24 protein-coding genes and 2 pseudogenes are annotated in these 23109 nt (G+C 68.3%); 8 read left to right on the forward strand and 18 right to left on the reverse strand.

The features are described 5' to 3' along the window. The 7 genes and pseudogenes from A5697_RS27685 to A5697_RS11380 form a co-directional block, all read right to left on the reverse strand. A pseudogene (locus A5697_RS27685) lies at positions 1-110 on the reverse strand (DUF3180 domain-containing protein); the annotation flags it as partial. Then, entirely contained in the window at positions 110-658 is a 549-nt protein-coding gene (gene folK, locus A5697_RS11355) for a 2-amino-4-hydroxy-6-hydroxymethyldihydropteridine diphosphokinase (protein WP_067948844.1), read from the reverse strand. The pseudogene A5697_RS27685 and the gene folK, both read right to left, overlap by 1 nt. A gap of 76 nt (positions 659-734) precedes the next feature. Next, positions 735-1136 carry a dihydroneopterin aldolase gene (gene folB / locus A5697_RS11360; protein ID WP_067948842.1) on the reverse strand — a complete coding sequence of 134 codons (402 nt, stop codon included), beginning with the start codon at positions 1134-1136 and terminating at the stop codon, positions 735-737. Continuing rightward, on the reverse strand, positions 1129-2019 hold the full coding sequence (folP, locus tag A5697_RS11365) for a dihydropteroate synthase (RefSeq protein WP_197500974.1): 891 nt from the start codon (positions 2017-2019) through the stop codon (positions 1129-1131). Before folP ends, folB begins: the two co-directional genes overlap by 8 nt. Next, positions 1973-2587: a GTP cyclohydrolase I FolE gene (folE, locus tag A5697_RS11370; RefSeq protein WP_067948838.1), complete on the reverse strand. Its 615-nt coding sequence runs from the start codon at positions 2585-2587 to the stop codon at positions 1973-1975. Before folE ends, folP begins: the two co-directional genes overlap by 47 nt. 15 nt (positions 2588-2602) lie before the next feature. Continuing rightward, the gene (gene ftsH, locus A5697_RS11375; RefSeq protein WP_068010430.1) at positions 2603-4963 is read right to left on the reverse strand and encodes an ATP-dependent zinc metalloprotease FtsH; all 2361 of its coding nucleotides are present in this window, start codon (positions 4961-4963) and stop codon (positions 2603-2605) included. Positions 4964-5227: 264 nt separating this feature from the next. Beyond that, positions 5228-5644 carry a VOC family protein gene (locus tag A5697_RS11380; protein WP_068010455.1) on the reverse strand — a complete coding sequence of 139 codons (417 nt, stop codon included), beginning with the start codon at positions 5642-5644 and terminating at the stop codon, positions 5228-5230. Between the two features lie 132 nt (positions 5645-5776). Here A5697_RS11380 and A5697_RS11385 point away from each other — a divergent pair, with 132 nt between their 5' ends. Genes A5697_RS11385 through A5697_RS11395 form a run of 3 tightly spaced genes read left to right on the forward strand, consistent with a single transcriptional unit; the run spans position 5777 to position 8942 of the window. Further along, positions 5777-6745 (forward strand): alpha/beta fold hydrolase, encoded by a 969-nt coding sequence (locus tag A5697_RS11385; RefSeq protein ID WP_156673256.1) that lies wholly within the window; start codon positions 5777-5779, stop codon positions 6743-6745. Further along, positions 6742-7929, forward strand: coding sequence for an LLM class flavin-dependent oxidoreductase (locus A5697_RS11390; protein WP_067948834.1), 1188 nt, complete (start codon positions 6742-6744; stop codon positions 7927-7929). The genes A5697_RS11385 and A5697_RS11390 overlap by 4 nt, the downstream gene beginning before the upstream one ends. Continuing rightward, positions 7929-8942, forward strand: a complete 1014-nt coding sequence (locus tag A5697_RS11395) for a zinc-binding dehydrogenase (protein ID WP_067948832.1) — start codon at positions 7929-7931, stop codon at positions 8940-8942. Before A5697_RS11390 ends, A5697_RS11395 begins: the two co-directional genes overlap by 1 nt. A gap of 4 nt (positions 8943-8946) precedes the next feature. Here A5697_RS11395 and A5697_RS11400 read toward each other — a convergent pair whose 3' ends face one another. From A5697_RS11400 to A5697_RS28370, 4 genes and pseudogenes are all read right to left on the reverse strand, one after another. After that, on the reverse strand, positions 8947-9231 hold the full coding sequence (locus A5697_RS11400; protein WP_067948830.1) for a WXG100 family type VII secretion target: 285 nt from the start codon (positions 9229-9231) through the stop codon (positions 8947-8949). A gap of 29 nt (positions 9232-9260) precedes the next feature. Beyond that, positions 9261-9557, reverse strand: a complete 297-nt coding sequence (locus A5697_RS11405; RefSeq protein WP_066955551.1) for a WXG100 family type VII secretion target — start codon at positions 9555-9557, stop codon at positions 9261-9263. Between the two features lie 73 nt (positions 9558-9630). After that, entirely contained in the window at positions 9631-10728 is a 1098-nt protein-coding gene (locus A5697_RS11410; protein ID WP_068010431.1) for a PPE family protein, read from the reverse strand. 699 nt (positions 10729-11427) lie between these two features. Beyond that, a pseudogene (locus tag A5697_RS28370) lies at positions 11428-11709 on the reverse strand (PE family protein); the annotation flags it as partial. A gap of 173 nt (positions 11710-11882) precedes the next feature. On the opposite strand from A5697_RS28370, the gene A5697_RS11420 reads away from it, so the two are divergent. Both A5697_RS11420 and A5697_RS11425 read left to right on the forward strand, forming a co-directional pair. Beyond that, complete coding sequence (locus tag A5697_RS11420) at positions 11883-12233, forward strand: hypothetical protein (protein WP_067947277.1); 351 nt, start codon at positions 11883-11885, stop codon at positions 12231-12233. Between the two features lie 38 nt (positions 12234-12271). Further along, positions 12272-13849: an HNH endonuclease signature motif containing protein gene (locus A5697_RS11425; RefSeq protein WP_067947280.1), complete on the forward strand. Its 1578-nt coding sequence runs from the start codon at positions 12272-12274 to the stop codon at positions 13847-13849. Positions 13850-13873: 24 nt separating this feature from the next. Here the strand turns inward: A5697_RS11425 and A5697_RS11430 are convergent, their stop codons facing one another. Together A5697_RS11430 and A5697_RS11435 are read right to left on the reverse strand one after the other, a co-directional pair. Further along, positions 13874-15103, reverse strand: coding sequence for a PPE family protein (locus A5697_RS11430; protein WP_068010436.1), 1230 nt, complete (start codon positions 15101-15103; stop codon positions 13874-13876). Between the two features lie 10 nt (positions 15104-15113). Continuing rightward, positions 15114-15413 (reverse strand): PE family protein, encoded by a 300-nt coding sequence (locus tag A5697_RS11435; RefSeq protein WP_067947284.1) that lies wholly within the window; start codon positions 15411-15413, stop codon positions 15114-15116. A gap of 376 nt (positions 15414-15789) precedes the next feature. On the opposite strand from A5697_RS11435, the gene A5697_RS11440 reads away from it, so the two are divergent. Beyond that, positions 15790-16536 carry an SIMPL domain-containing protein gene (locus A5697_RS11440; protein WP_067947286.1) on the forward strand — a complete coding sequence of 249 codons (747 nt, stop codon included), beginning with the start codon at positions 15790-15792 and terminating at the stop codon, positions 16534-16536. 21 nt (positions 16537-16557) lie between these two features. Here the strand turns inward: A5697_RS11440 and hpt are convergent, their stop codons facing one another. The 4 genes from hpt to dacB are packed head-to-tail and all read right to left on the reverse strand — an operon-like array spanning position 16558 to position 20589. Continuing rightward, a complete protein-coding gene (gene hpt, locus A5697_RS11445; protein WP_066955579.1) occupies positions 16558-17169 on the reverse strand; it encodes a hypoxanthine phosphoribosyltransferase in 612 nt (203 codons plus the stop codon). 50 nt (positions 17170-17219) lie between these two features. After that, complete coding sequence (tilS, locus tag A5697_RS11450; RefSeq protein ID WP_068010438.1) at positions 17220-18182, reverse strand: tRNA lysidine(34) synthetase TilS; 963 nt, start codon at positions 18180-18182, stop codon at positions 17220-17222. Then, positions 18161-19207: a zinc-dependent metalloprotease gene (locus tag A5697_RS11455; protein WP_068010440.1), complete on the reverse strand. Its 1047-nt coding sequence runs from the start codon at positions 19205-19207 to the stop codon at positions 18161-18163. The genes tilS and A5697_RS11455 overlap by 22 nt, the downstream gene beginning before the upstream one ends. Continuing rightward, positions 19204-20589, reverse strand: a complete 1386-nt coding sequence (dacB, locus tag A5697_RS11460) for a D-alanyl-D-alanine carboxypeptidase/D-alanyl-D-alanine-endopeptidase (protein WP_068010442.1) — start codon at positions 20587-20589, stop codon at positions 19204-19206. The genes A5697_RS11455 and dacB overlap by 4 nt, the downstream gene beginning before the upstream one ends. 113 nt (positions 20590-20702) lie before the next feature. Here dacB and A5697_RS11465 point away from each other — a divergent pair, with 113 nt between their 5' ends. After that, positions 20703-21191: an inorganic diphosphatase gene (locus tag A5697_RS11465; protein WP_066955591.1), complete on the forward strand. Its 489-nt coding sequence runs from the start codon at positions 20703-20705 to the stop codon at positions 21189-21191. Between the two features lie 67 nt (positions 21192-21258). Then, a complete protein-coding gene (locus tag A5697_RS11470) occupies positions 21259-21951 on the forward strand; it encodes a hypothetical protein (RefSeq protein ID WP_068010444.1) in 693 nt (230 codons plus the stop codon). On the opposite strand, the gene A5697_RS11475 is transcribed toward A5697_RS11470, so the two are convergent. Beyond that, complete coding sequence (locus A5697_RS11475) at positions 21948-23036, reverse strand: DUF475 domain-containing protein (protein WP_068010459.1); 1089 nt, start codon at positions 23034-23036, stop codon at positions 21948-21950. The two genes, A5697_RS11470 and A5697_RS11475, sit on opposite strands and share 4 nt — an antisense overlap. Positions 23037-23109 lie beyond the last annotated feature (73 nt).

Raw genomic sequence — 23109 nt, forward strand, 5'->3', positions numbered from 1 at the left:
CAGACCGTGATGGGCGGAAACCACCGGTACAGGGCGGTCACCAGCAGATAACCGACCACCGCAGCGCCGACCACCGCGGCCGTGAGGTCACGTTTGCGGGTCGGGCCCATCAGGTGTCCGGTTCCGGATCCGCCGGGGGACTGCCCGCCCGCTCGAGCGTGAGGCTGGTCAACCGGACGCTTTCCCGGTCGGCCGGTTCCAGTTCGGCGAGCAGGCTCGCGACCGGTCGCGGTCCCTCGCCGACGGTCAGCTGGGCATCGGGGTCGATGGCAAGCCACGGGATCATGACGAAGGCCCGCAAATGGGCCAGCGGGTGCGGCAGCGTCAGGTTGTTCTCGCGGGAGACCACCTCTGTCTCGCCGTAACAGGCGATCAGGTCGACGTCGAGGGTGCGCGGGCCCCAGCGCTCGCCGCGCACGCGTCCCGCCGCCCGCTCGAATTCCTGGGCCCGGCGCAGCCAGCACTGCCCGTCGCACGCCGGATCGTTGGCGATCAGCACCGCGTTGAGAAACGGTGCCTGATCGACCCGGCCCCACGGATCGGTCTCGTACACCGGGGATACCGCCAGCACCTTCTCGCCCAGCCCGTCGACGACCGACTGCAGACGCGCCAACCGGTCGCCCAGGTTGGAGCCGATGGACAGCACCACCCAAGTCATCGGCGCCGCTCTCCCCCGCAAGCGGGCGGTACCCCCATGACCCCGGCTACGCCGGCGTCATCGTCGTCGTCGCGGGTCATAGGCGCCGCTCCGCCGGGACCACCGAACCGCGACCGCCGCGCCGCGACCGCCGCACCACCACCGCGACGTCGGCGAACTGCTGCGGGATCGGGGCCTGCGGCTTGTGCACCACCACCTCGACGGCGTGCACTCTGTCGTCTTCCATCACCCGGTCGGCGATCTCGCCCCCGACCGCTTCTATCAAGTTGCGCGGCGGCCCGGCCACCACGTCGGCCGCCAGTTCGGCCAGGGCGGCGTAGTCGTAGGTGTCGGCCAGCTCGTCGCTGGCCGCGGCCCCGGCGAGGTCGATCCACACCGTCATATCGAGAACAAAGTCTTGCCCGTCCGCCCGCTCGTGATCGAAAACTCCGTGTCGTCCACGAATCGTCAACCCCCGCAATTCGATTCGATCAGCCATCGTCTCCAGCCGTCTGCTGCGTTCCCTGCGTCCAGGCCCCCACCACCTTGAGGGCGTCGGCCGTGGCCCGCACGTCGTGCACGCGAACACCCCACGCCCCGCACAGGGCTGCCAGCGCGGAGATCACCGCCGTCGCCGTCTCACGACCCGCGGGGGGGCGCGGCGAGCCATCCGGCCCGGCTAACAACGTACCGAGGAACCGTTTGCGCGATGCGCCCAGGAGCACCGGGATTCCGGTGGCGACCAGCTGCGGCAACGCACGCAGCAGCGCCCAATTGTGTTGACCCGTCTTGGCGAACCCGAGTCCCGGGTCGATCACGAGGTTGGCGGCGTCGACGCCCGCGGCCACCGCGGCGTCGACGCTGGCGAGTAGCTCGCCGCGCACTTCGGCGACCACGTCGTCGTAGTGCGGGGCCGCATGCGGGCGCTCGGCCGACACGGACCGCCAATGCATCAGCACCCAGGGCACCCCGGCGTCGGCCAGCAGTGGCGCCATCGCGGGATCGGCGCGTCCCCCCGACACATCGTTGACGATCCGCGCACCGTTCTGCAGCGCCGCTCGCGCGACGTCCGCGTGCATGGTGTCGATGCTCACCGTGATTCCCTCTGCCACAAGCTCTTTGACGACAGGGATCACCCGAGAGATCTCGACCCGGGAGTCGATCCGGGTGGCACCGGGCCGAGTCGACTCCCCCCCGACATCCACGATGTCCGCGCCGTCGGCGGCGAGTGCCAGTCCGTGCGCCACCGCGTTGCCGGTGTCGAGATAGCGGCCGCCATCGGAGAACGAGTCGTCGGTGACGTTCAGGACTCCCATAACCCGCACAGGCACCGACTCACTTACGCAGGATGAGATCGAGGGCTTCGGATCGGGAAGCGGCATTGGTCTTGAAAAGTCCACGCACCGCCGAGGTCGTCGTGGTCGCACCGGGCTTGCGAACCCCGCGCATGGCCATGCACAGGTGCTCGGCCTCGATCACGACGATCACGCCCCGCGGATTGAGTTTCTTCATCAGGGCGTCGGCGATCTGGCTGGTCAGCCGTTCCTGCACCTGCGGCCGCTTGGCGTAAAGGTCGACCAGCCGCGCGATCTTCGACAGGCCGGTGACCCGTCCGTCGGCGCCGGGGATGTAGCCGACATGGGCCACACCATGGAAAGACACCAGGTGGTGCTCGCAGGTGGAGTACAGCGGGATTTCCTTGACCAACACCAGCTCGTCGTGTTCCTCGTCGAACATCGTGTTGAGCACGCTGTCGGGGTCGGTGTAAAGGCCGGCGAACATCTCCTGGTAAGCGCGGGCGACACGAGCCGGCGTTTCCCGCAGGCCGTGGCGGTCCGGATCCTCGCCGACCGCGTACAGCAATTCGCGAACCGCGGCTTCGGCACGCGCCTGGTCGAACACCCGGATGGCGGTAGCGGCGGTGTCCGGCCCCAAATCCGTCACGGCCATCGAATCCTCCGTTCGTCAGCCGTGAGCCGGTGGGTTGGACCGGCTCACGTCGTCGTCCTGCTGTTCGGGAGACTTTCCGCCGTTCGGGTCGGGCAGCCCGGGCGGCGGGTAAGGCGGATACGGCGGGTAGGGCGGCTGCGCCTGACCCTGCTGATTTTGGTGACCCGGGTGGCCCGGGTGGTTCCCCGCCGGCTGCGGCCAGTACGGCTGCTGCGGGGCTTGGGGCGGCGGATACCAGTGATTCGGTTGCTGACCATGCGGCGGCCAGCCGGGCGCATGCCAACCCGCCGGCGCACCGTAGTCCGGCTGGGTGGGGCCGTGCGGCACGCCCGGACGCGCCGCCGCCCCTTGAGAACCGTTGCCGCCGTTGTTGTTTCGGTCGGCTTCCGCGGCGGCTTGGCTGGCCCGCGCGATGGCCGCCTTGAAGGCCGGTTCGGGAACCGGTGGTGGCCACGGCTCGCCGCGCTCGATCGCCAATTCGCCGGGCGTCTTGATCGGCGGCTTGTCGGACGGGATGCGGCCACCGAAGTCGTCGAACATGGTGAGCCGGGGCCGCTTTTCGACGTCGGCGAAGATGCCCTCCAGCTCGGCCCGGTGCAGGGTCTCCTTCTCCAGCAACTGCCCGGCCAACGTGTCGAGCACGTCGCGGTATTCGGTGAGGATCTCCCACGCCTCGGTGTGGGCCGCCTCGATGAGCTTGCGGATTTCGTCGTCGATGTCGCGGGCGACCTCGTGCGAGTAGTCGGCCTGCGTCCCCATCGTCCGGCCCAGGAACGGGTCGCCGTGCTCGGTGCCGTACTTGACCGCGCCCAGCTTGGAACTCATGCCGAACTCGGTGACCATCGCGCGGGCCACCTTGGTGGCCTGCTCGATGTCGGACACCGCGCCGGTCGTCGGCTCCCGGAACACCAACTCCTCGGCCGCACGCCCGCCCATCGCGAACACCAGCTGCGCGATCATCTCCGAGCGTGTCCGCAGGCCCTTGTCTTCCTCGGGCACCGCCACCGCGTGCCCACCGGTACGCCCGCGCGCCAGGATCGTCACCTTGTAGATCGGTTCGATGTCCGGCATCGCCCAGGCGGCCAGGGTGTGCCCACCCTCGTGGTAGGCGGTGATCTTCTTTTCCTGCTCGCTGATGATGCGGCCCTTGCGGCGCGGCCCGCCGATCACCCGGTCCACCGCCTCTTCCAGGGCGGCGCCGGTGATGACGGTGCCGTTCTCCCGGGCGGTCAGCAGCGCCGCCTCGTTGATGACGTTGGCCAGGTCGGCACCGGTCATGCCGACGGTGCGCTTGGCCAGGCCGGCCAGGTCGGCGTCCGGACCGATCGGCTTGCCCTTGGAATGCACCTCCAGCACCGCGCGGCGGCCCGCCAGGTCCGGGTTGGACACCGGGATCTGCCGGTCGAAGCGGCCGGGCCGCAACAGCGCGGGGTCGAGGATATCGGGGCGGTTGGTGGCCGCGATCAGGATGACCCCGGCGCGCGGGTCGAACCCGTCCATTTCGACCAGCAACTGGTTCAGCGTTTGCTCGCGCTCGTCGTGGCCGCCGCCGAGGCCGGCGCCGCGCTGGCGTCCCACCGCGTCGATCTCGTCGACGAAGATGATGCACGGGTTGTTCTGCTTGGCCTGCTCGAACAGGTCGCGCACCCGTGACGCGCCGACGCCGACGAACATCTCGACGAAGTCCGAGCCGGAGATGGTGAAGAACGGAACTCCGGCTTCCCCGGCCACGGCACGGGCCAGCAGCGTCTTTCCGGTCCCGGGCGGGCCGTAGAGCAGCACGCCCTTGGGGATCTTGGCGCCCAGCGCCTGATAGCGGCCGGGGTTCTGCAGGAAGTCCTTGATCTCGTAGAGCTCTTCGACGGCCTCGTCGACGCCCGCAACGTCGGCGAACGTGGTCTTGGGCATGTCCTTGTTGAGCAGCTTTGCGCGGGATTTGCCGAAGCCGAAGCCCATTCGGGCGCCGCCCTGCATGCGGGAGAACATCACGAACAGGCCGACCAGCAACAGCAACGGCAGGACGTAGACCAGCAGCTCGCCCAGGATGCTGCCCTGGTTGACGACGGTGCTGACCTTGGCGTTTTTAGCGCTCAGCGCGTTGAACAAATCGACGGCGTACCCGCTCGGGTACTTGGTGATGACCTTGTCCGAGTTGTCGGTGTCGCCGTTGCCCTTTTTCAGGGTCAGCCGCAGCTGCTGCTCGCGATCGTCGATCTGCGCGCTCTTGACGTTGTCGCCGTTGATCTGCGCCACCGCCACCGACGTGTCAACGGGCTTATAGCCGCGAGTGTCGTCGCTGAAGTAGAAGAACGACCAACCGAGCAGCACTACGACGGCAATCGCCGTGATGGTGCGAATAACGTTTTTCCGGTTCATCAATCATCGGCCTCGCCGGCCAGGTCCTTCCCCGATATACACGCAGCTAGAAAAGTCCAGGTTACCGCTAGTGGCGATCGCCAGCTCCGGCAGAGCCGGAGCGCAGCGGGTCGCCACCGTTGTCGTAGTGGTCATCGTCAGCCCGGCCGAGCCGGTGCTGGGGGTTGCCACCATTCTGTGGATATAACGACCGGGGGTTCCCTCCGGGCACGCCGAGCGTCGCGCCAGCGTGACGTTCGGTGGGCGGACCTGTCGGGTCTCCCATCATTCGTAATAGCGGGCCTCCACCACGTTGCCGTCCGGATCGGTGAAGTAGTACCCCTGCGGCGCCCAGCCGCGGGCGCCGTAGCTGCGACTCAACCGCGCGCTCGTGTCCACTCCCTCGGCTTGCAGGCGCTGATCCAGCGCCTCGTACTCGGCCTTCGACAATGCGAGGCAAACGTGATTCACCGGGTGCCCGGCGCTGCCCCGCGTCCGTGTCATCGACTCGGTGGCATCGGCGGCGGCATGCGGCATCAGGTCGATGATCGAGTCCTCACACACCCGCACGCTGGGGAACGGCGCATCGCCGGCCTCGAACTCGGCAAACCGCACCGGCCCCAAACCAACCACCCTGGTGTAGAAATCCATCGACGCACGCGGATCTCCCGTCCATAGGACGACGTGGTCGAGCCGCTTCATCTCCGGGTTCACCTGCTTTCGGTCGTGCGAGCACTCACGGCGATATCTACCAGGGACCAAAGCCATTGGAATGCAAATCGCGATCAAACGCGAATACTTCTCAGCCCGCGGGCGGTGTGCTTTGGTGACAGGGTGCTCAAATCAACCGAACGGTTAGTCGAGACCAACGGTGTGCGGCTGCGGGTTGTCGAGGCGGGAGAACGCGGCGCGCCAGTGGTGATCTTGGCCCACGGCTTTCCCGAGCTGGCCTATTCGTGGCGCCACCAGATACCGGTCCTCGCCGAGGCCGGCTACCACGTGCTGGCACCGGACCAGCGCGGCTACGGCGGCTCCTCTCGCCCGGACGCCATCGAGGCTTACGACATTCACCAGCTGACGGCCGACCTGGTCGGCCTGCTCGACGATGTCGGCGCCGAACGCGCCGTCTGGATCGGACACGACTGGGGCGCCGCCGTGGTGTGGAATGCGCCGCTGCTGCACCCGGATCGGGTCGCGGCCGTCGCCGGGCTCAGCGTCCCGGCGGTGCCCCGCTCGCACGTCGCGCCGACGAAGGCGTGGCGCAAGATGCTCGGCGACAAGTTCTTTTACATCCTGTACTTCCAGGAGCCCGGCGTCGCCGACGCGGAGCTCAACGGTGATCCCGCCCGCACGATCCGCCGGATGCTGGGCGGCCTGCGCACGTCGGGCGACCCGCTCTCCGCGGCACGCATGGTGGCGCCCGGTCCCGAGGGATTCATCGAACGCCTTCCCGAACCGGATCGGTTGCCGGACTGGCTCAGCCAGGACGAGCTCGACCAATACATCAGCGAGTTTTCCCGCACCGGATTCACCGGCGGCCTGAACTGGTATCGCAACTTCGACCGCAACTGGGAGACCACCCCTGAACTCGCCGACGCGAAAATCACTGTGCCGGCGCTCTTTATCGGTGGGACGGCCGATCCGGTGTTGACGTTCACCCGCGCCGACCGCGCGTCGCAGTTGATCACCGGCCCCTACCGTCAGGTCATGATCGACGGCGCGGGGCACTGGCTGCAGCAGGAGCGCCCGAACGAGGTGAACGCGGCCCTACTGGACTTCCTCAACGAATTGGAGCTGCGATGAGCGCCCCCCTGCGCTTCGGTGTCTTCATCACACCGTTTCACCCGATCGGCCAATCGCCAACGGTGGCCTTGGAATACGACATGGAACGCGTGGTCGCGCTGGATCGCCTCGGCTTCGACGAAGCGTGGTTCGGCGAGCACCACTCCGGTGGCTACGAACTGATTTCCTGCCCCGAAGTTTTCATCGCGGCCGCGGCCGAGCGGACGAAGCACATCCGGTTGGGCACCGGAGTGGTTTCGCTGCCCTACCACCATCCGCTGATGGTGGCCGACCGCTGGGTGTTGCTCGACCACCTCACCCGCGGCCGGGTCATGTTCGGCACCGGCCCGGGCGCGCTGCCCTCGGACGCCTACATGATGGGCATCGACCCGGTCGATCAACGACACATGATGCAGGAGTCGCTGGAAGCGATCCTCGCGCTGTTCCGCGCCGGGCCCTCCGAGCGGATAGACCGCCATGCCGACTGGTTCACCCTGCGTGACGCGCAGTTGCATATTCGGCCCTACACCTGGCCCTACCCCGAAATATCCACGGCGGCAATGATTTCGCCGTCCGGGCCGCGGCTTGCGGGTACGCTGGGCACGTCATTGTTGTCGCTGTCGATGTCCGTGCCCGGCGGCTACGCCGCTCTGGAAACCACCTGGGACGTGGTGCGCGAGCAGGCCGCCAAAGTCGGCCGGGACGAGCCCAATCGGTCCGACTGGCGTGTTCTGAGCATCATGCACATCGCGGACAGCCGCGAGCAGGCCATCGACGATTGCACGTACGGGTTGCAGGATTTCGCCAACTACTTCGGCGCCGCGGGTTTCGTCCCGTTGGCCAACGCCGTGGAGGGCGCCCAGACGCCGCATGAGTTCGTCGAGGACTACGCGGCCAAGGGTAATTGCTGCATAGGCACCCCCGACGACGCGATCGCCCACATCGAAGACCTGCTCGACCGCTCAGGCGGGTTCGGCACGCTGCTGATGCTGGGCCACGACTGGGCATCACCCGAGGCGACGTACCACTGCTACGACCTGATGGCGCGCAAGGTGATTCCCCATTTCAAGGGCCAGCTCGAGGCGGCGCGTTCGTCGCACGACTGGGCAAAGGGCAACCGCGACCAGTTGATCGGCCGAGCGGGTGAGGCCGTGGTCAAAGCCATCACCGAGCATGTTGAGGAGCAGAAGGGCGGGCAAAGCTGATGCGCGCCGCGGTACTGCGAGACGGACGGATGGTCTACCGGGACGACGTCCCGGAGCCCGTGCCCGAGGCAGGGCAGGTGCTCGTCGGCGTGCGGGCGTGCGGGATCTGCGGGTCCGACCTGCATTTCGCCGCTCACGGCGCGCAGGTGCTGGAAATGAGCAACCGAGTGGCCGCCGGTGCGGGCGGCATGCACGTCGACCTGGACCACGACGTCTTCATGGGACACGAGTTCAGCGCCGAGGTGCTCGAGGCCGGACCCGACACCGAAACCCACCCGCCGGGAACGCTGGTCACCTCGCTTCCGGTCTTGCTGTCCGCCAAGGGCGTGGAGCCAATCGTGTACAGCAACAGCACAATCGGCGGCTACGCCGAACGAATGCTGCTCTCGGCGCCGCTCCTGCTGCCCATCCCGAACGGCTTGGACTTCAAACACGCGGCCCTGACTGAACCTATGGCGGTGGGGTTGCACGCCGTCAACAAGTCCAACATTGCGCCCGGCGAGACGGCGCTGGTCATCGGCTGCGGTCCGATCGGCATCGCGATCATCGCGGCGCTTCGTGCGCGTGGCGTCGAAGACATTGTCGCGGCGGATTTTTCGCCGAAGCGGCGCGAACTCGCCACCGCCATGGGCGCCCATCGGGTGCTCGATGCCGCACAGGGTTCGCCGTTCGACTCGGTCAAACCCGCGGTCGTGTTCGAGGCGGTCGGAGTGCCGGGGATCATCGACGACGTGTTGCTTCGGGCCCGGCCCGGCGCCCGGTTGGTAGTGGCCGGTGTGTGCATGCAGCCCGACACCGTGCATCCATTCTTCGCGATTGCCAAAGAGATCAGTGTTCAGTTCGTACTCGCCTACACCCCGGAGGAGTTCACCGACTCGCTGCGTGCGCTGGCCGAGGGCGACATCGACGCGACCCCGCTGATCACCGGCGAGGTCGGCCTCGACGGGGTCGGCGCGGCCTTTGACGACCTCGCCGACCCCGAGCGACACTGCAAAGTCCTCGTCACTCCTTAGGTCGTCAGGCCCAGCTGGAGCCGACGGCGCTGTCGGTGCTGGCCATGTTGCTGCCGGCGCTCTGCACCTTCTGCCCGTGCGCGTTGGCCTGCTCGTAGATCACCTGGAAGTTGCGGCCCAACTGGGTGATGAACTCCTGGCAGGCCACCGAACCGGCGCCGCCCCAGAAGTCCCCGGCCGCAAGCACATCGCGGATGATGGCCTGGTGCTCGGCCTCCAGAGACGCGGCCTGGGCGCGGATCAAGGCACCGTGGGCGTCGACATCGCCGAACTGGTAGTTGATGGTCATCGTTGATCGTCTCCTGTGTTGTTGGTGGGCTAGCTGCCCAGGATCTGTTGTGACGCCTGCTCTTGTTGCTCGTAGTTGTTCGCGTCGCGAACCAGCCCGTCGCGGACGCCGTGCAGCATGTTGACGATGTTGCGGAATGCCTGATCGACCTGGCCCATGGTGTCGTACGAGGTGGCCTGCGCCTGACCGCTCCAGCCGGAGCCGGCGATGTTCATCGAGGATGCCCACATCTTGCGAGCCTCGTCCTCAACCGTCTGGGCGTGCACCTCGAAGCGGCCCGCCATCGCCCGCATTTCGTGCGGGTCGGTCATGAATCGTGTTGTCATTACATGTCTCCTTCGAAAGTTGTTGTCACGTTGGAAGTTCGGCTACCGAAGCGTTCAGATTTTCTCCTTCCCGTCATCCGACCACGCGCGGCAATACGCTGGCGGGAGCCGGCATGGTGGCGCCGAATCCCCGCATCTCCATGCCACCCGTTTGGGCCGCGGAGCTATGCGGGGGTCTCAGCATCCGAGCCGCCGCGCCGGCGCCCGCCAAGGGAGCACCGGTCGGTGCGGCGGCCTCGGGGGTCGCCGCGGTCCAGCTCGGCGGCACCGAAAGACCTCCGACCGGAGCGGCCTGCCCCATTGCCGCCGCCGGCATCAGCCGCGCCGGCGCCATCCGCTCCGGTGCAGTCATCAAGGGTTCGGCGGGGATGAAGCGTGCGGGCATCCCAGCCGGGGAAAATGCCCCGGATGCGGGCATGGCGCTCGCGAATCCCGCAGTGGGCGCGGCCATCCCGGCCACTCCCGACATGGCGGCGCCGCCAGCCTGCCCGAACGGCATGCCGAGCAGGTCGGAAAAACTGCTGACCGCCGATGGGAAGCTGCTGGCCAGCGACGACGCGGACGAATTGAGCGTTGACGGCAGCCCCATGGTCGCTTGCATGTTGGCCTCACCCGCCGCCATGGTGCTGGCCGCGACTCCGCCGGGATTGGTGGTGGGCGGGGCGACCATCATGGGCGCCAGCATGGCCGCCGCCGCAGAGGAGCCGGCGTAGGCGTACATGGCCATCGCGTCCTGGGCCCACATCTCGCCGTACTGCGCTTCGGTGGCCGCGATAGCCGGTGTGTTGATGCCCAGGAAGTTGGTCGCGATGAGCTGCATCAGCAAGGCGCGGTTGGCTGCGATCGCCGGCGGGGGCACGGTGGCCGCAAACGCCACCTCATGCGCGACGGCCGCTGCGGTCGCCTGCATCCCCGCCTGCTCGGCCTGCGCCGCCGTGGCGTGCATCCAGGCCACGTATGGGGCTGCGGCGGCCGCCATCGCTTCCGACGAAGGGCCCTGCCAGGCGGCATCGGTGAGCTCGAGGATCACCGTTCCGTAGCTCGTCGCGGCTGAACGCAACTCCGCGGCGAGTCCCTCCCACGCCGTCGCCGCCGCCAGCATCGACACCGGGCCCGGGCCCGCGTACATCAGGCCCGAATTGACCTCCGGGGGCATCGCACCGAAATCCATGACTACCTTCCTTTTCTCTATGTCGTTTCGCTATGCCAGCGCCGGCATGGGCTTCGGGCCGCCAGCAGCTTTGAGGGCCGGGTGCGCCTGCACGAAGTGTTCGTTGGGCATGCCGGCGGGCACGTGCGCGGGGGCGACGTGTTCCGCGGGTATCGCGGCGGCGAGCGATTGCCGGTGGATCGGCGCCGTCGGCGCCAACTGAGAAGGCGAAACATGCTGGCCCGCACCCAAATCGGCCCGCGCGACGTGCTCCGCGGGCGCCGGGTGGGCGGGCGCCACGCGTTCGACATGCTGGGCCGGCGCCATGTGCGCCGGGTGGGCGACGTGCTCGACGGGAGCCGCCGGGTGGGCGCCGTAATTGGCGTTGGCGTAGCCGCCGTGCCGCAGTGTCATGTGGCGGCCGTAGTTGGCATTGGCGTAGCCCCCATACCGCGGTGCCATGTGGCCGCCGTAGTCGCCACCGCCATAGCCGCCGCCCCCTTGCCAGCCCGCGCCGACGGGCGTCGCCGCCGCCTGGGGTCCGGGCGCGGCGGGGCCCGAGCCGAACGGGGCACCGGGCGTCGACCGGCCGGGTGCGGTCGGGGTCACGCGGCGCGGCGCAGGGGGCGAAACGTGAGCGGGCGCGGCGGGTGCCGGGCGGGCGGGCGCAACAGGGGCCATACGCGGGGGCGCCAAGTGCCCGCCCGCCATCTGTGTCCGATTGGCGGCTTCGGCCCCCGCATACGAATCGGCGCTTACTCCCAGAGCGCTGACGAACTGCTCGTGGATCATGCTGGCCTGGGCGCTGATCGCCTGATACTGCTGGCCGTAGCCGGCGAAGCTGGCCGCCGTCACCGCCGAGACCTCGTCGGCGGCCGCCGGGACGACTCCCGTGATCGAAAACGCGGCCGTCGAGTTGGCCGCGGCGACGGCCGAACCTATCGCCTGCAGCTGGCCCGCCGCGGCCAGCAGCAGGTCCGGCTGTGTGGTCACGAACGACATGTGTCTTCTCCTCATGGAATGCCTGGATCTGGGGTGTCTCGTCGTGCTTCGTGAGACTATGTCATAAATTATGAATCTCTGTCTAGTCGTAGGTCTTGATTTCTATTTTTGATCTTTGAACTCGCGTATCTGGATACTTTGCCCGTCTTTCGGCACCGCGTTACTCTGGACGGATGCCACGCACTAACGCCGCAGGCTGGGGACTGAAGCGCCTGCTCGAGGCGACGCTGAACCGCGACATCACCGTCGAGCAGTTGCGCGACGCCTGTGGCGTCACCAAAGGACGCTGGTACGGGGGCGCCGGCCGCGCGAACGCGGACGATTTCCCCGACGCCGAGGAGGCCAGGCGCGCCGCGCACTCGTTCGGACTCAGCGCAACGTGGCTACAAGTCGAACTGGGCCTGATCACGCCCGAAGATGTGCATGCGGCGTTGGGTGACGGGCAGCCGCTGGACCCGTTCCGCGCCACGACCCGGCAGCGAGTGTTGATGCCGAACCCCACGGCGGAGGGCTCGGGCGACTGAGTCGCTGCTTGTCAGTACCCGGGCATACAATCGAACACATGTTCGAGATACCGCCGGATCCCGCCGCCATGGTAGAGCTGATCGAGTCGTCGCACCGGCAGGAATCCATGTTGGTGGCCCGCCGGCTGGCCGCGGTAGCGGCATTGCTGCGGCATCGGGTGGCCGCCGCCGAGCGGCCCGAGCGGTCCCAGGAATACGCGGCAATCGACGGCTTCGAGCAGACCGCTGCCGAGGTCGCCGCCGCGATGAACCTCTCGCCCGTAGCGGCGAGCTATCTGGTGTCGTACGCCGAGGCGCTGGACGCCAGGCTGCCGAAAGTTGCGGCCCTGCTCGCGGAGGGCCGAACCGACTGGCGCACCGTGCGCTTGATCATCAGCCGCAGCGATCTGGTCACCGACGAGAAACTGATCACGAAGATCGACCAGTCGCTGGCCGAACGCATCGGCAACTGGCACGGCTGGTCGAAGCAGCGCATCATCAACGCCGTCGACGCCGCCGTGCGGGCCACCGACCCCGACGGCGCCCGTGAGCGCCGCCTTGCGGCCGAAAGCGACCGCCACATCGCGATCAGCACCAAAGAGGATGGGATGGCCGACATCTACGGGTCGGTCGCCGCCACGGCGGCAACCGCCTTTGACCGACGGCTCTCGCAACTCGCCAAGCGGGTGTGCCCGGCGGACCCGCGGACACTGGATCAGCGCCGGGCCGACGCGCTGGCCGCGCTGGCCGAGGGCCGCGAGCTGACGTGCACCTGCGGGCAACCGGAGTGCCCCTACCGGGTGGGTGACCATTTTGGGACCGGAGCGCAGGTGGTCATCAACGTAGTGGCCAGCGACCGGACCGTCCATGCCGATGGCACCGAGCCCGGCTACCTGGAGGGCCACGGCGTGATCGACGCCGAGCAGGTGCGCCAACTGGCCGCTGCCGCATCCTTGCTCGTGGCCGATCCGGTGACAAGTCCGGTCGAAGCGCTGCGCTACCAACCATCCGCCGCCCTGGAGCGGGCCGTCCGGTGCCGCGATCTCACCTGCCGCTTCCCCGGGTGCAGCCGGCCGGCCGTTGTCTGCGACCTCGACCACACCATTCCGTTCAACCACCGCAATCCGGTTGCGGGTGGGCTAACCGTCGCGGACAACCTCAAATGCCTTTGCCGACAACATCATCGACTCAAAACCTTCGGCGGGTGGCGCGATAAGCAACTGGCCGACGGCACCGTCGTCTGGCTGTCTCCCACCGGGCGGACCTATCGCACATCGCCCGCCGGCGCCGACCTCTTCCCCCAAACCCGCGCCCCCGCCTGCGCGCCGCCGATGCCCAGCACAAGAAGCAGATCGCGGCAAAGAAGCGCGCGAATCACTCGGGTGCGCAACCACAACCGCGTGCAGCGGCCCATCAACGAAGCCAGGCGGGCGCTCGAGGAGGCCCGCCGGCAGGAAATCGCGGCGCGCAAATTCCGTAACCACATGCGCGACATGCTGTTCGCGTTCAAAGGCACACCGAGCACCAGCCCCTTCTGCACCTGGGTGAATGACCCCAAAGAGCCCGAAGAACTACCGCCGGACTGGACTCCCGACGGACCGGCCGTGAAACCCGTGCCGGACGATCCACCCTTCTGACGCGCTGGGCGGGTGCGGCTCGGATCAGCCTCCCGCGGGGGGTTGGGCAATGACGGTGGGCTTGAAACCGTATCGCGGCGCGACGAAATGGGCTGCCGCATTCCGCCCCGTCCCGCCGACAGGCATCATCGGCACTCCGCCAACCGCGTTCGTGGCCGGTTCCATAGCCGACGCAGCGGTGAGACCGTTGAGCGCCAAGGTGACCGGTGGCGCCGCCGGGGCCGCGCTGGTCCATACCGCCGGCACCGACAAACCACCGATCGATGCGGCCTTGCCGACGGCTCCGCCAACGGAGCCCAGGCCTGGACCGGCACCGGAAATGGCCGCGGGCAGAGCGGCTTCCGCGGCTTTGGCGGCCCCCTCCGCCGCGGACTTCGCGGCGGGCATCATGCCCTGGGCGATACTTTGGATGTCTTTGAACGAGGTGGTGAATAGCCGGGTCGGTGAAATCAACCGGATGAACGCGTCAAAGGGCGTACTGGCGTCCAGGGTTTGCGATCCGGTCAGCCCCTCCAGCAGGTCACCCAACGGACCGCTGACGACAAGCCCGTCGCCCTCGGGGTTGAGGGCGATTCCACCGAGGGAAAACGCGGGATTGGGATTGCCCGTCGCCCCGGCCAGCGACGACAACGTTTGGGGCACGGCGTCGAGCCCCTGCGCGCTGTTGCTCCCGCTGGCGCCGGCCGCTTGGGAGACCGCAGCGGCCTGGCCGGCGACCCCCGCCGGGTTGGTAGCGGGCGCCGCCGGCTCGAACGGCGGCAACGTCGACGCCGCGGCCGACGTGCCGGCGTATCCGTACATCGCGGCAGCGTCTTGTGCCCACATCTCGCCGTATTGCGACTCGGTGGCCGCGATCGCCGCGGTGTTCTGCCCGAGGAAGTTCGTCGCCAGCAACTCCATCAACAACGCCCGGTTGGCCGCGATCACCGGCGGGGGCACCGTTTCGGCGAACGCCGACTCGTAGGCTCCCGCCGCCGCCACCGCCTGGACGGCGGCATGTTCGGCCCGCCCCGCGGTGCCCCGCAGCCACCCCACTTGCGGCAGGGCCGCGGTCAACATGGACGACGCGGCCGGCCCCTGCCATGGCCCGTCGGTAAGGGCCGCAATCGCCGACCCATAAGAGGATGCTGCGGAATGCAGCTCGGCGGCCAGCCCGTCCCAAGCCGCCGCGGCGGCGAGCAGCGGTCCCGAGCCAGGGCCCGCATACATCAGCGCGGAGTTGACCTCCGGCGGCAACTGCGCGAAATCCAGCATGTGCCCTCGCCTAACCGACCGCGGCCTTATTGGCCGCCTCCGTGGCGGCGTACGAACCGGCGCTGATGCCGAGCGTCGTCGCCAACTGCTCGCGGACCACGGCGGCCTCAGCGCTGATCTCTTGGAAGAGCTTCGCGTGCCAGGAGAACTGCGCGGCGGTCAGCATCGACACCGCATCAGCGGCGGCGGGAAGCACCCCCGTCGTCGGGCCAGCCACGGCCGAGCTTCCCTCCCGCACGGATGAGTTGATGCTGTGCAGTTCCCCGGCCACCGTCTCCAGTATTTCCGGTTGCGCCGTCAGATAAGACATTTCCCCTCCTCTAATCGCCTTCAAATCAACAGCTTTCAGCCCGCCTGCGTGCACCGCGCCGGGCGCCTGGCCACGTTAGGTCAGTGGCGTCCGGAGAAGACAGCCTCAGGCTCGCCAATTCATTACCGCGTCGATAACTGTTCACTTTGCTGGCAAGGAGTGCTGGAACATTTGGGTTCGGCATGAAAGATATTGCCAACTAATATGATTGGAGTCATATATGAACCTATATGTGCGACCTCGAGAGGTTACGGCCGGTTGCTACACACCAGTAAACGTTCGACTCTGTTGCAACGCAGCATGATTCGTGTCGGCAGGCCGACCGAAGCGGGCGGCCCGTAGCAACGGGGTCGCCTTAGCGGCTAGGGTGCCAGGCATGCCGGTCGCAAATAAAGCCCCCAGGTTTGCCCGCATGCTGATCGCCTTGGCCGTCGCCGGATCGGCGGCCGCGATGGTGTCGGCCTGCGATTCCCCGCCTTCCACGCCCGCGCCCGGGGTCAATCCCCGTCAGGTCACCGTCGTCGGGTCGGGGGAAGTGCAGGGCGTCCCGGACACCCTGACCGCCGACGTCGGCATCGAGTTCACGGCACCCGACGTGACCGCCGCGATGAACCAGACCAACGACCGCCAGCAAGCGGTGATCAACGCGCTGGTCGGCGCCGGCGTCGACCATAAAGACATCAGCACCACCGAGGTCACGCTGCAGCCGCAGTTCAGCAATCCCGGGCCCAACGCCACACAGACCATCACGGGCTACCGCGCGACCAACGCCATCACGGTCAAGATCCACCCGCCCGACGCCGCGTCGCGGATACTGGCCCTGATCGTCGGCACCGGCGGCGACGCCACCCGCATCAAGTCGGTCAGCTACTCCATCGCCGACGACTCGCAGCTTGTCAAGGATGCCCGCGCGCGGGCGTTCAACGACGCGAAGAACCGCGCCGAGCAGTACGCCCAGCTGTCCGGGCTCCGGCTGGGCAGGGTGCTGTCCATCTCGGAGGCGACGGGACCAACGCCCGGGGGACCACCCGCGCCACCGAAGGCCATGCCGAGCATGGTCCCGCTGGAACCCGGGCAGCAGACGGTGAGCTTTTCGGTGACCGCCGTTTGGGAATTGGACTAGCGCGATGGCGGCGACTAGCGACTACTGCTGGTAGACCCTCGGGTCCAGGGTGCCGATGTACGACAGGTCGCGGTAGCGCTCGTCGTAGTCCAGGCCGTAGCCCACGACGAAGTCGTTCGGGATGTCGAAGCCCACGTACGCGATGTCGACGTTGGCGCCCTTGGCATCGGGCTTGCGCAGCAGCGTGCACACCCGCAGGGAACGCGGATGGCGACTGGTGAGGTTGCGCAGCAGCCACGACAGCGTCAGGCCCGAATCGACCACATCCTCGACGATCAGCACGTCGCGGCCCTGGATGTCGCGGTCCAAGTCCTTGAGGATCCGCACCACACCCGAAGACGACGTGGAGGTCCCGTAGGAGCTGACGGCCATGAACTCGAACTGGGTCGGCACCGGGATCGCCCGGGCCAGATCGGTGACGAAGATCACGGCGCCTTTGAGCACGGTGATCAGCAGCAGATCCTGGCCGGTCTCGGTCATGGCGTCGCGGTATTGCCCGCCGATCTCCTCGCCGAGTTCGGCGATTCGCGCCTGGATCTGCTCGGCGGTAAGCAGCACTGACTTGATGTCCCCCGGGTACAGCTCCACGGGCTGGGCGGGGGTGATCGCCGAGGAGATCTGGGCCACGCCCACAGAGTGCCACGCCAACGGCCGAATAACCAACGGCGACCCCGGTATTGCGCCTATCGAACCGGTTCGCGCCACAGGGTGAGCACCCCGTCGCGCCGCCCCGCGATCAGCCGCTCGTCGCGCAGTGCGGACCCGACCGCCACCCCGCCCTGCCCGCGCCAGGCGGTGACGAGGGCGTCGACGGCGCGGATCTGCTTGTCGGTCAGGCCCGTTGCGCCGCCCGCCAGGAGCCAGCCGCGGATCACCCGGCGCCGAACCGGGACGGGCAGCGCGGCCAGGGCCTGCGTGTGCAACCCCGCGCCCACCTTCGCCTCGGGCAGCGCCTGGGCCGCGAGCGAGTCGATCAGCTCGGTGTCCTCGCGCAACGCCGTCGCCGTGCGCGCCAGGGCCTCGGCCACCCCGCCGCCGAGCACATCCTCGAGCAGCGGCAGCACCTCGAGGCGCAGCCGGGTCCGGGTGAAGCGGGGATCGGCGTTGTGCGGATCCTGCCACGCCGTCAGGCCCAGTTCGCGGCACGCGGCGTGGGTCGTGGCGCGCCGCACACCCAGCAACGGCCGACCCCACGGTGGGTCGTAGGGGCGCATCCCGGCGATCGACCGCACGCCCGACCCGCGGCCCAGCCCCAACAGCACCGTCTCCGCCTGGTCGTCGAGCGTGTGGCCCAACAACACCGGTCCGCCGTGGTACGCGCTCAACGCCGCATAGCGGGCGGCACGCGCGGCGGCCTCGGGGCCGCCTTCGTTCCCCACGCGCACGCGAACGACCTGTGCCGCAACACATCCCAAGGTGACGGCTTGGCCCCGGGCGGTTTCGGCGACCGCGGCGGAGTCGTCTTGCAGGCCGTGATCGACGATCACGGCGGTGGTGGGCAGCAGCTGGGCCGCCACCGCCGTGAGCGCGAGGGAATCCGGGCCGCCGGACAGCGCCACGCACCATTGTTCGGCCGCGGCGACATGGGTCTGGATGAACGCCTCGACGGCAGCGCGCAGCTGCCCTACAGCACCCTGTCGATCCATCGCTGGGGTTCCTCGATTTCGGCGGGCAGGGGCAGTGTCTCGGGACCCGACCAGATTGCGTTGAACCGCTCCATGCCGACCCTCCCCACCACATGGTCGACGAACGCCTTGCCCCGCGTGTACTGGTTGAGCTTCTCGTCGAGCCCCAGCAGCGCGCGCAGCAGGCGCTGCAGGGGCGGCTGCTTGCGGTTTCGGCGCTCGTCGAATCGACGGCGGATGGTGGTCACCGACGGCACCACCATGGGCCCCACGGCGTCCATCACGTGGTCGGCGTGACCCTCCAGCAGGGTGCCGAGCACCAGCAGCTGATCGAGGGCCTGCCGCTGCGGCTCCGACTGCATCGCACGCACCAGACCTACGATGCCCGACGAGCTGCCGTCCGCCGCCCCGTTGCCGCGGGTGCGGACGTACTCCGCCAGCCGGCTCGCGACCTGCGCGATGTCGTCACCCGCGTCCCGGGTCAATAGCGCCAGGGCCCGGGACATGTGCTCGGACAGCCAGGGGTTCGCGGTGAACTGCACCCGGTGGGTCACCTCGTGCAGGCAGACCCACAACCGGAAGTCGGAGGGATCGACCCGTAACTGCCGCTCTACGGCGATGACGTTCGGATACACCAGCAGCAGGCAGCCCTCTTTCGCGGCCGCGAACGGGTCGTACTGACCGAGGATGCCGGACGACACGAAAGCCAGCACGGCCCCCGTCTGCGCGCCGGTGACGCGGCCGGTCAGAAAGCCACGCGGCTTCTCGGCCCCGTTCATCATCACCCGCATCGACTCGGCCGCCGCGCCGATCCATTCGGGGCGGTCGACGATGCGGGCGGCGGGCACGACACCGTTGGTGACCAGGCCCGTGACCTCACGCACCGGCGGTTCGGCCTTGGCGGCCGAACTGGTGAGCTCGTCGATCACCTGGCGCCGGGTGTACTCACTGGACGGCGGACCGGGCCGGGCCAGCCGCTGACCGACCGTGGCGGCGAAGCGCCAGTCGACGGCGGTACCGAGGGTCAGCTCGGAGGGCGCGCTCATGAGCAACCACACGACCAGAGCCGGCTGGCCAGGGCGTCCATCGCGTTGCGCCCGTTCGGGCCGGCGCCGTTGGAGATGAAGGCGAACGTGAGCACCCGTCCGCTGCGGTCGGTCAGCACCCCGGCCAGGGCGTTGATGGCGGTCAGCGATCCCGTCTTGGCGCGCAACCAGCCGGCCGGCCCCTGATTGGAGGCCGCGTCGGTGAAGCGGTCGGCCAGCGTCCCGCTCCCGGCCGCGATCGGGAGCAGATCCAACAGCGCCCGCAGCGTCGGCTGGTCGGGCCCGGCGGCGGCCTGCAGCACGCCGTCGAGGGTCTTGGCGGTCAGCCGGTCGTCGACGGAAAGCCCGCTGGAATCCATCAGCGTGACGCCCCCGGTGTCGACGTGGGCGGTGCTCAACCGGTTGGTCACCGCGTCGGCCGCACCGGCGAAGCTGCGCGGACGGTTGATCGCGGCCGCCACCTCGCGGGCGATGCACTCGGCCATCACGTTGTCGGAGTGGTCCATCATCTCGGACAGCCGCTGCACCAGGGGCGCCGACTGCACGACCGCCAGCTGCCGTGCCCCCGACGGCGCCGTAGCGATGGTCACGGCACCGGGATCGAGGCCCAGCGCCTTGGCCAGCTCTCGCCCGGCGTCGAGCGCCGGGGTCCGCGACCGCCGGGAGTTGACGGTGCTGGGCTGGATACGCCCGGCGTCGATCATCACCGATTCGATCGGCGCGATGTCGCCGTTGTCGACGTCGGCGGCATCCCAGCCCTGCGCCATCGTCGGTCCGGTGAACGCCGAGGTGTCCACCTGCACCGCGGTCGGCGTCACGCCGCTGCGGCGGATCTGCTCGACCAGGTCACTGAGCCGGGCGGATCCGCGGTACCAGGTGTCCACGCCGGGCGGCGCCGCCGACAGCACCGGGTCGCCCGCACCGACGAGCACCACGGGGCCCTGGGCGTTCTGGCTGCCGGCCACCACCCGCGTGCTGATCCGCGCCTGGTGGTCCAGCGTCAGCAGCGCCGCGGCCGCGGTGAGCACCTTGTTGGTCGACGCCGGCACCAGCGGCATGTCGCCGGCCACCTGCCAGAGCTCTTTCCCGGTCAGGGCGTCGGTGACCCGGGCGCCCAACCTGCCCAGGTTCGGATCGGCCGCTATCGGCGCCAGCGCGGCGGCCACCCCGGCCGGGCTCGGCGTCTCGGCGGTGTCACTGACCGGGATCATCCCCGGCTTGACCGTCGGCGCATGCGGGGGCGGTATCGGGGCGTGCGAGCTGTTGCCGCCGTGCCCCGCCGAAGTGAAAAACGTTGCCGCCGCCACCACGGCGGCGACAAACGCCAGCACGGCCAACCCGACGAACACGTGGGTGGATTTTTGCCAGCGAGTGGGACCCATCGCTCTCCTGACTGTCTGGACCCATTCTGCCGAATCCGACGCAAATGCCTCGACTAGGGTGATCCCCGACGCGAACGGACCACCGCGAAAAGCCCAGATCTAAGGAGCACACAGTGCAATTCGACGTGACCATCGAGATTCCGAAGGGCCAGCGCAACAAGTACGAGGTCGATCACGAGACGGGCCGGGTGCGTCTGGACCGCTACCTCTACACCTCGCTGGCCTACCCCACCGACTACGGCTTCATCGAGGACACACTGGGTGAGGATGGCGACCCGCTGGACGCCATGGTGCTGCTGCCGCAGTCGGTGTTCCCCGGCGTGATAGTCGAGGCGCGCCCCGTGGGCATGTTCCGGATGGTCGACGAGGCCGGGGGCGACGACAAGGTGCTGTGCGTACCGGCCGGCGACCATCGCTGGGACCACATCCAGGACATCGGCGACGTGCCCGAATTCGAACTGGACGTGATCAAGCACTTCTTCGAGCAGTACAAGGCGCTCGAGCCGGGGAAGTTCGTCAAGACCGCCGACTGGGTCGGCCGCGCGGAAGCCGAAGCCGAGGTCCAGCGTTCGGTCGAGCGGTTCAAGTCCAACGGACACTGACGCCCGCTGACGTGCGGTAACGCTCGTGGCGTAACCGCACGCCGAGGTCCGGTGGCATCCTGGCGATGTGACCCCGGTGTTGCATTTCGCCGCCAATTTCTGGTGGCTGGTTTTTCCGCTGGGCGGTGCGATCGGCGGTGGCCTTCGCGCCATCGCCGCGGCGAACGAGCGTCGGGCCGAGCGCCGGCTGGAACGGTATCGGCTGAAGCAGCAGGCCAAGATCGCGGTGGCCGAGGCATCGGGCCGGGCGCGGACCAACGCGGAAAGCGATCGGCGAGAGATCGCCAAACTGGTTGAGGCGCATGACCGTACCGACATCCGGTGGTTCGACTATGAAGTCGATATCGCGCGATTACTGGACTTCCCGATGATGACCGATATGCGAGCCCCGCTGACCATCGCGTTCCATCGGGCGAAGCGGCATGCGGATTTGCTGCGGCCCGAACCACCCGAGAGCCTGGTCGGCAACCGGGACGCGTTGGTGGAATATCGCGATGCCGTCCACGAGTACATCAGCGCCTTCGAGATCGCCGAGGCCGAGGCGATTCGCCGGCGGCGCAGCGACTTCTCGGCGGACGAACAGCAACGGATGGCGCGGGCCCAAAGCTTGCTGCACCTGGCGCAGGACGAGGCGGCCACCCGCGATGAACGACAGAATGCCTACGCGCGGGCGAGCAAGGAACTCGATGGCCTGATCGTGCTGCCGGCCCCCGCGAGGGCCGGCATCGAACGACGCATCGCGGGCCAGATCGAGGCCTAAGCCGGCGAAGCGGCCTCGGCGGCCCTGGCGTTGCGCCGATTGCGCAGCACGCTCCAGCTCAGCGCCGCGCCGATGAACACCACCCCCACCGACGCGGTGATCGGCTCGGGGACCTGGTAGTGCGGGTTGACCGAGAGCAGCATGATCACGGCAAGCACCCCGATCGCCCAGTGCGCGCCGTGCTCCAGGTACACGTAGCGGTCCAGCGCATCCTGCTTCACCAGGAAGATGGTGATGGACCGGACGAACATCGACCCCACCAGTCCGAGGCCCAGCGCGATGACGATCGGGTCCGAGGTGATCGCGAAGGCGCCGGTTACCCCGTCGAACGAGAAGGCGGCGTCGAGGACCTCGAGATACAAAAACAACGTGAAGCCGGCCTTGCCGACCGCCGTGCCGGCCGACACCGCCTCGAGGTCCGGCGGGCGGAACGCCCGGCTGAGACCGTTGACCACCAAATAGGTCACCAGGCCCAGCAGTCCCGCGGTGAGCACCGTCTGGCCCTCGTCGCTGGAGTGCGTCAATCGCGTCCCGACGAGCACCAGCGCCACGACGGCCACCGCCACCGATACCTGCCCAAGCCGCCCGATGCGGGCGAACGGAGCTTCAATCCACTTGAGCCATTTGATGTCTCGGTCGTAAACGATGAAGTCCAAGAACAGCATCAGCAGGAACGTCCCGCCGAACGCCGCGATCTGTGGGTGCGCGGCGGAGATCAGCTTTTCGTAGCTGGGCGAGCCGTCGGGGAATTCCAGCGCCCCGTGCTGCGGGGGGTGCAGGGCCAGCTCCATCGCCCGGACCGGATCGAGGCCCGCGGTCGCCCAAACGATCAGCAGCGGGAAGACCAGCCGCATCCCGAACACGGCGATGAGAATCCCGACGGTCAGGAACATCCGCCGCCAGAAGGGGCTCATCTGCTTCAGGATCGCGGCGTTGATGATCGCGTTGTCGAACGATAGCGACACCTCGAGGGTGGCCAGCACCAGCAGTAAGAAGAGGTCCTTCAGGCCGCCGTGGGCATAACCCGCCATGAGGGCCGCCACGGTGACCAACAGCGAGATCCCGAAGATGCGCAACGCGGCCAAGGTGTCCTTTCCGACAGCCGCCCACGATAGCGAAGCCCGGTCGCCGCCGCCGACCAGCATCCACGGCGACTTA

The sequence above is a fragment of the Mycobacterium sp. E3251 genome, from assembly GCF_001666835.1.
In the GTDB taxonomy this organism is placed as follows: domain Bacteria; phylum Actinomycetota; class Actinomycetes; order Mycobacteriales; family Mycobacteriaceae; genus Mycobacterium.

Excerpts from the sequence above, each read along its gene's own strand:
- folK (WP_067948844.1), bottom strand. The coding sequence starts at position 658 with ATGACTTGGGTGGTGCTGTCCATCGGCTCCAACCTGGGCGACCGGTTG.
- folB (WP_067948842.1), bottom strand. The coding sequence starts at position 1,136 with ATGGCTGATCGAATCGAATTGCGGGGGTTGACGATTCGTGGACGACAC.
- folP (WP_197500974.1), bottom strand. The coding sequence starts at position 2,019 with ATGCCGCTTCCCGATCCGAAGCCCTCGATCTCATCCTGCGTAAGTGAG.
- folE (WP_067948838.1), bottom strand. The coding sequence starts at position 2,587 with ATGGCCGTGACGGATTTGGGGCCGGACACCGCCGCTACCGCCATCCGG.
- ftsH (WP_068010430.1), bottom strand. The coding sequence starts at position 4,963 with ATGAACCGGAAAAACGTTATTCGCACCATCACGGCGATTGCCGTCGTA.
- A5697_RS11380 (WP_068010455.1), bottom strand. The coding sequence starts at position 5,644 with ATGAAGCGGCTCGACCACGTCGTCCTATGGACGGGAGATCCGCGTGCG.
- A5697_RS11390 (WP_067948834.1), top strand. The coding sequence starts at position 6,742 with ATGAGCGCCCCCCTGCGCTTCGGTGTCTTCATCACACCGTTTCACCCG.
- A5697_RS11395 (WP_067948832.1), top strand. The coding sequence starts at position 7,929 with ATGCGCGCCGCGGTACTGCGAGACGGACGGATGGTCTACCGGGACGAC.
- A5697_RS11400 (WP_067948830.1), bottom strand. The coding sequence starts at position 9,231 with ATGACCATCAACTACCAGTTCGGCGATGTCGACGCCCACGGTGCCTTG.
- A5697_RS11405 (WP_066955551.1), bottom strand. The coding sequence starts at position 9,557 with ATGACAACACGATTCATGACCGACCCGCACGAAATGCGGGCGATGGCG.
- A5697_RS11410 (WP_068010431.1), bottom strand. The coding sequence starts at position 10,728 with ATGGATTTCGGTGCGATGCCCCCGGAGGTCAATTCGGGCCTGATGTAC.
- A5697_RS11420 (WP_067947277.1), top strand. The coding sequence starts at position 11,883 with ATGCCACGCACTAACGCCGCAGGCTGGGGACTGAAGCGCCTGCTCGAG.
- A5697_RS11425 (WP_067947280.1), top strand. The coding sequence starts at position 12,272 with ATGTTCGAGATACCGCCGGATCCCGCCGCCATGGTAGAGCTGATCGAG.
- A5697_RS11430 (WP_068010436.1), bottom strand. The coding sequence starts at position 15,103 with ATGCTGGATTTCGCGCAGTTGCCGCCGGAGGTCAACTCCGCGCTGATG.
- A5697_RS11435 (WP_067947284.1), bottom strand. The coding sequence starts at position 15,413 with ATGTCTTATCTGACGGCGCAACCGGAAATACTGGAGACGGTGGCCGGG.
- A5697_RS11440 (WP_067947286.1), top strand. The coding sequence starts at position 15,790 with ATGCCGGTCGCAAATAAAGCCCCCAGGTTTGCCCGCATGCTGATCGCC.
- tilS (WP_068010438.1), bottom strand. The coding sequence starts at position 18,182 with ATGGATCGACAGGGTGCTGTAGGGCAGCTGCGCGCTGCCGTCGAGGCG.
- A5697_RS11455 (WP_068010440.1), bottom strand. The coding sequence starts at position 19,207 with ATGAGCGCGCCCTCCGAGCTGACCCTCGGTACCGCCGTCGACTGGCGC.
- dacB (WP_068010442.1), bottom strand. The coding sequence starts at position 20,589 with ATGGGTCCCACTCGCTGGCAAAAATCCACCCACGTGTTCGTCGGGTTG.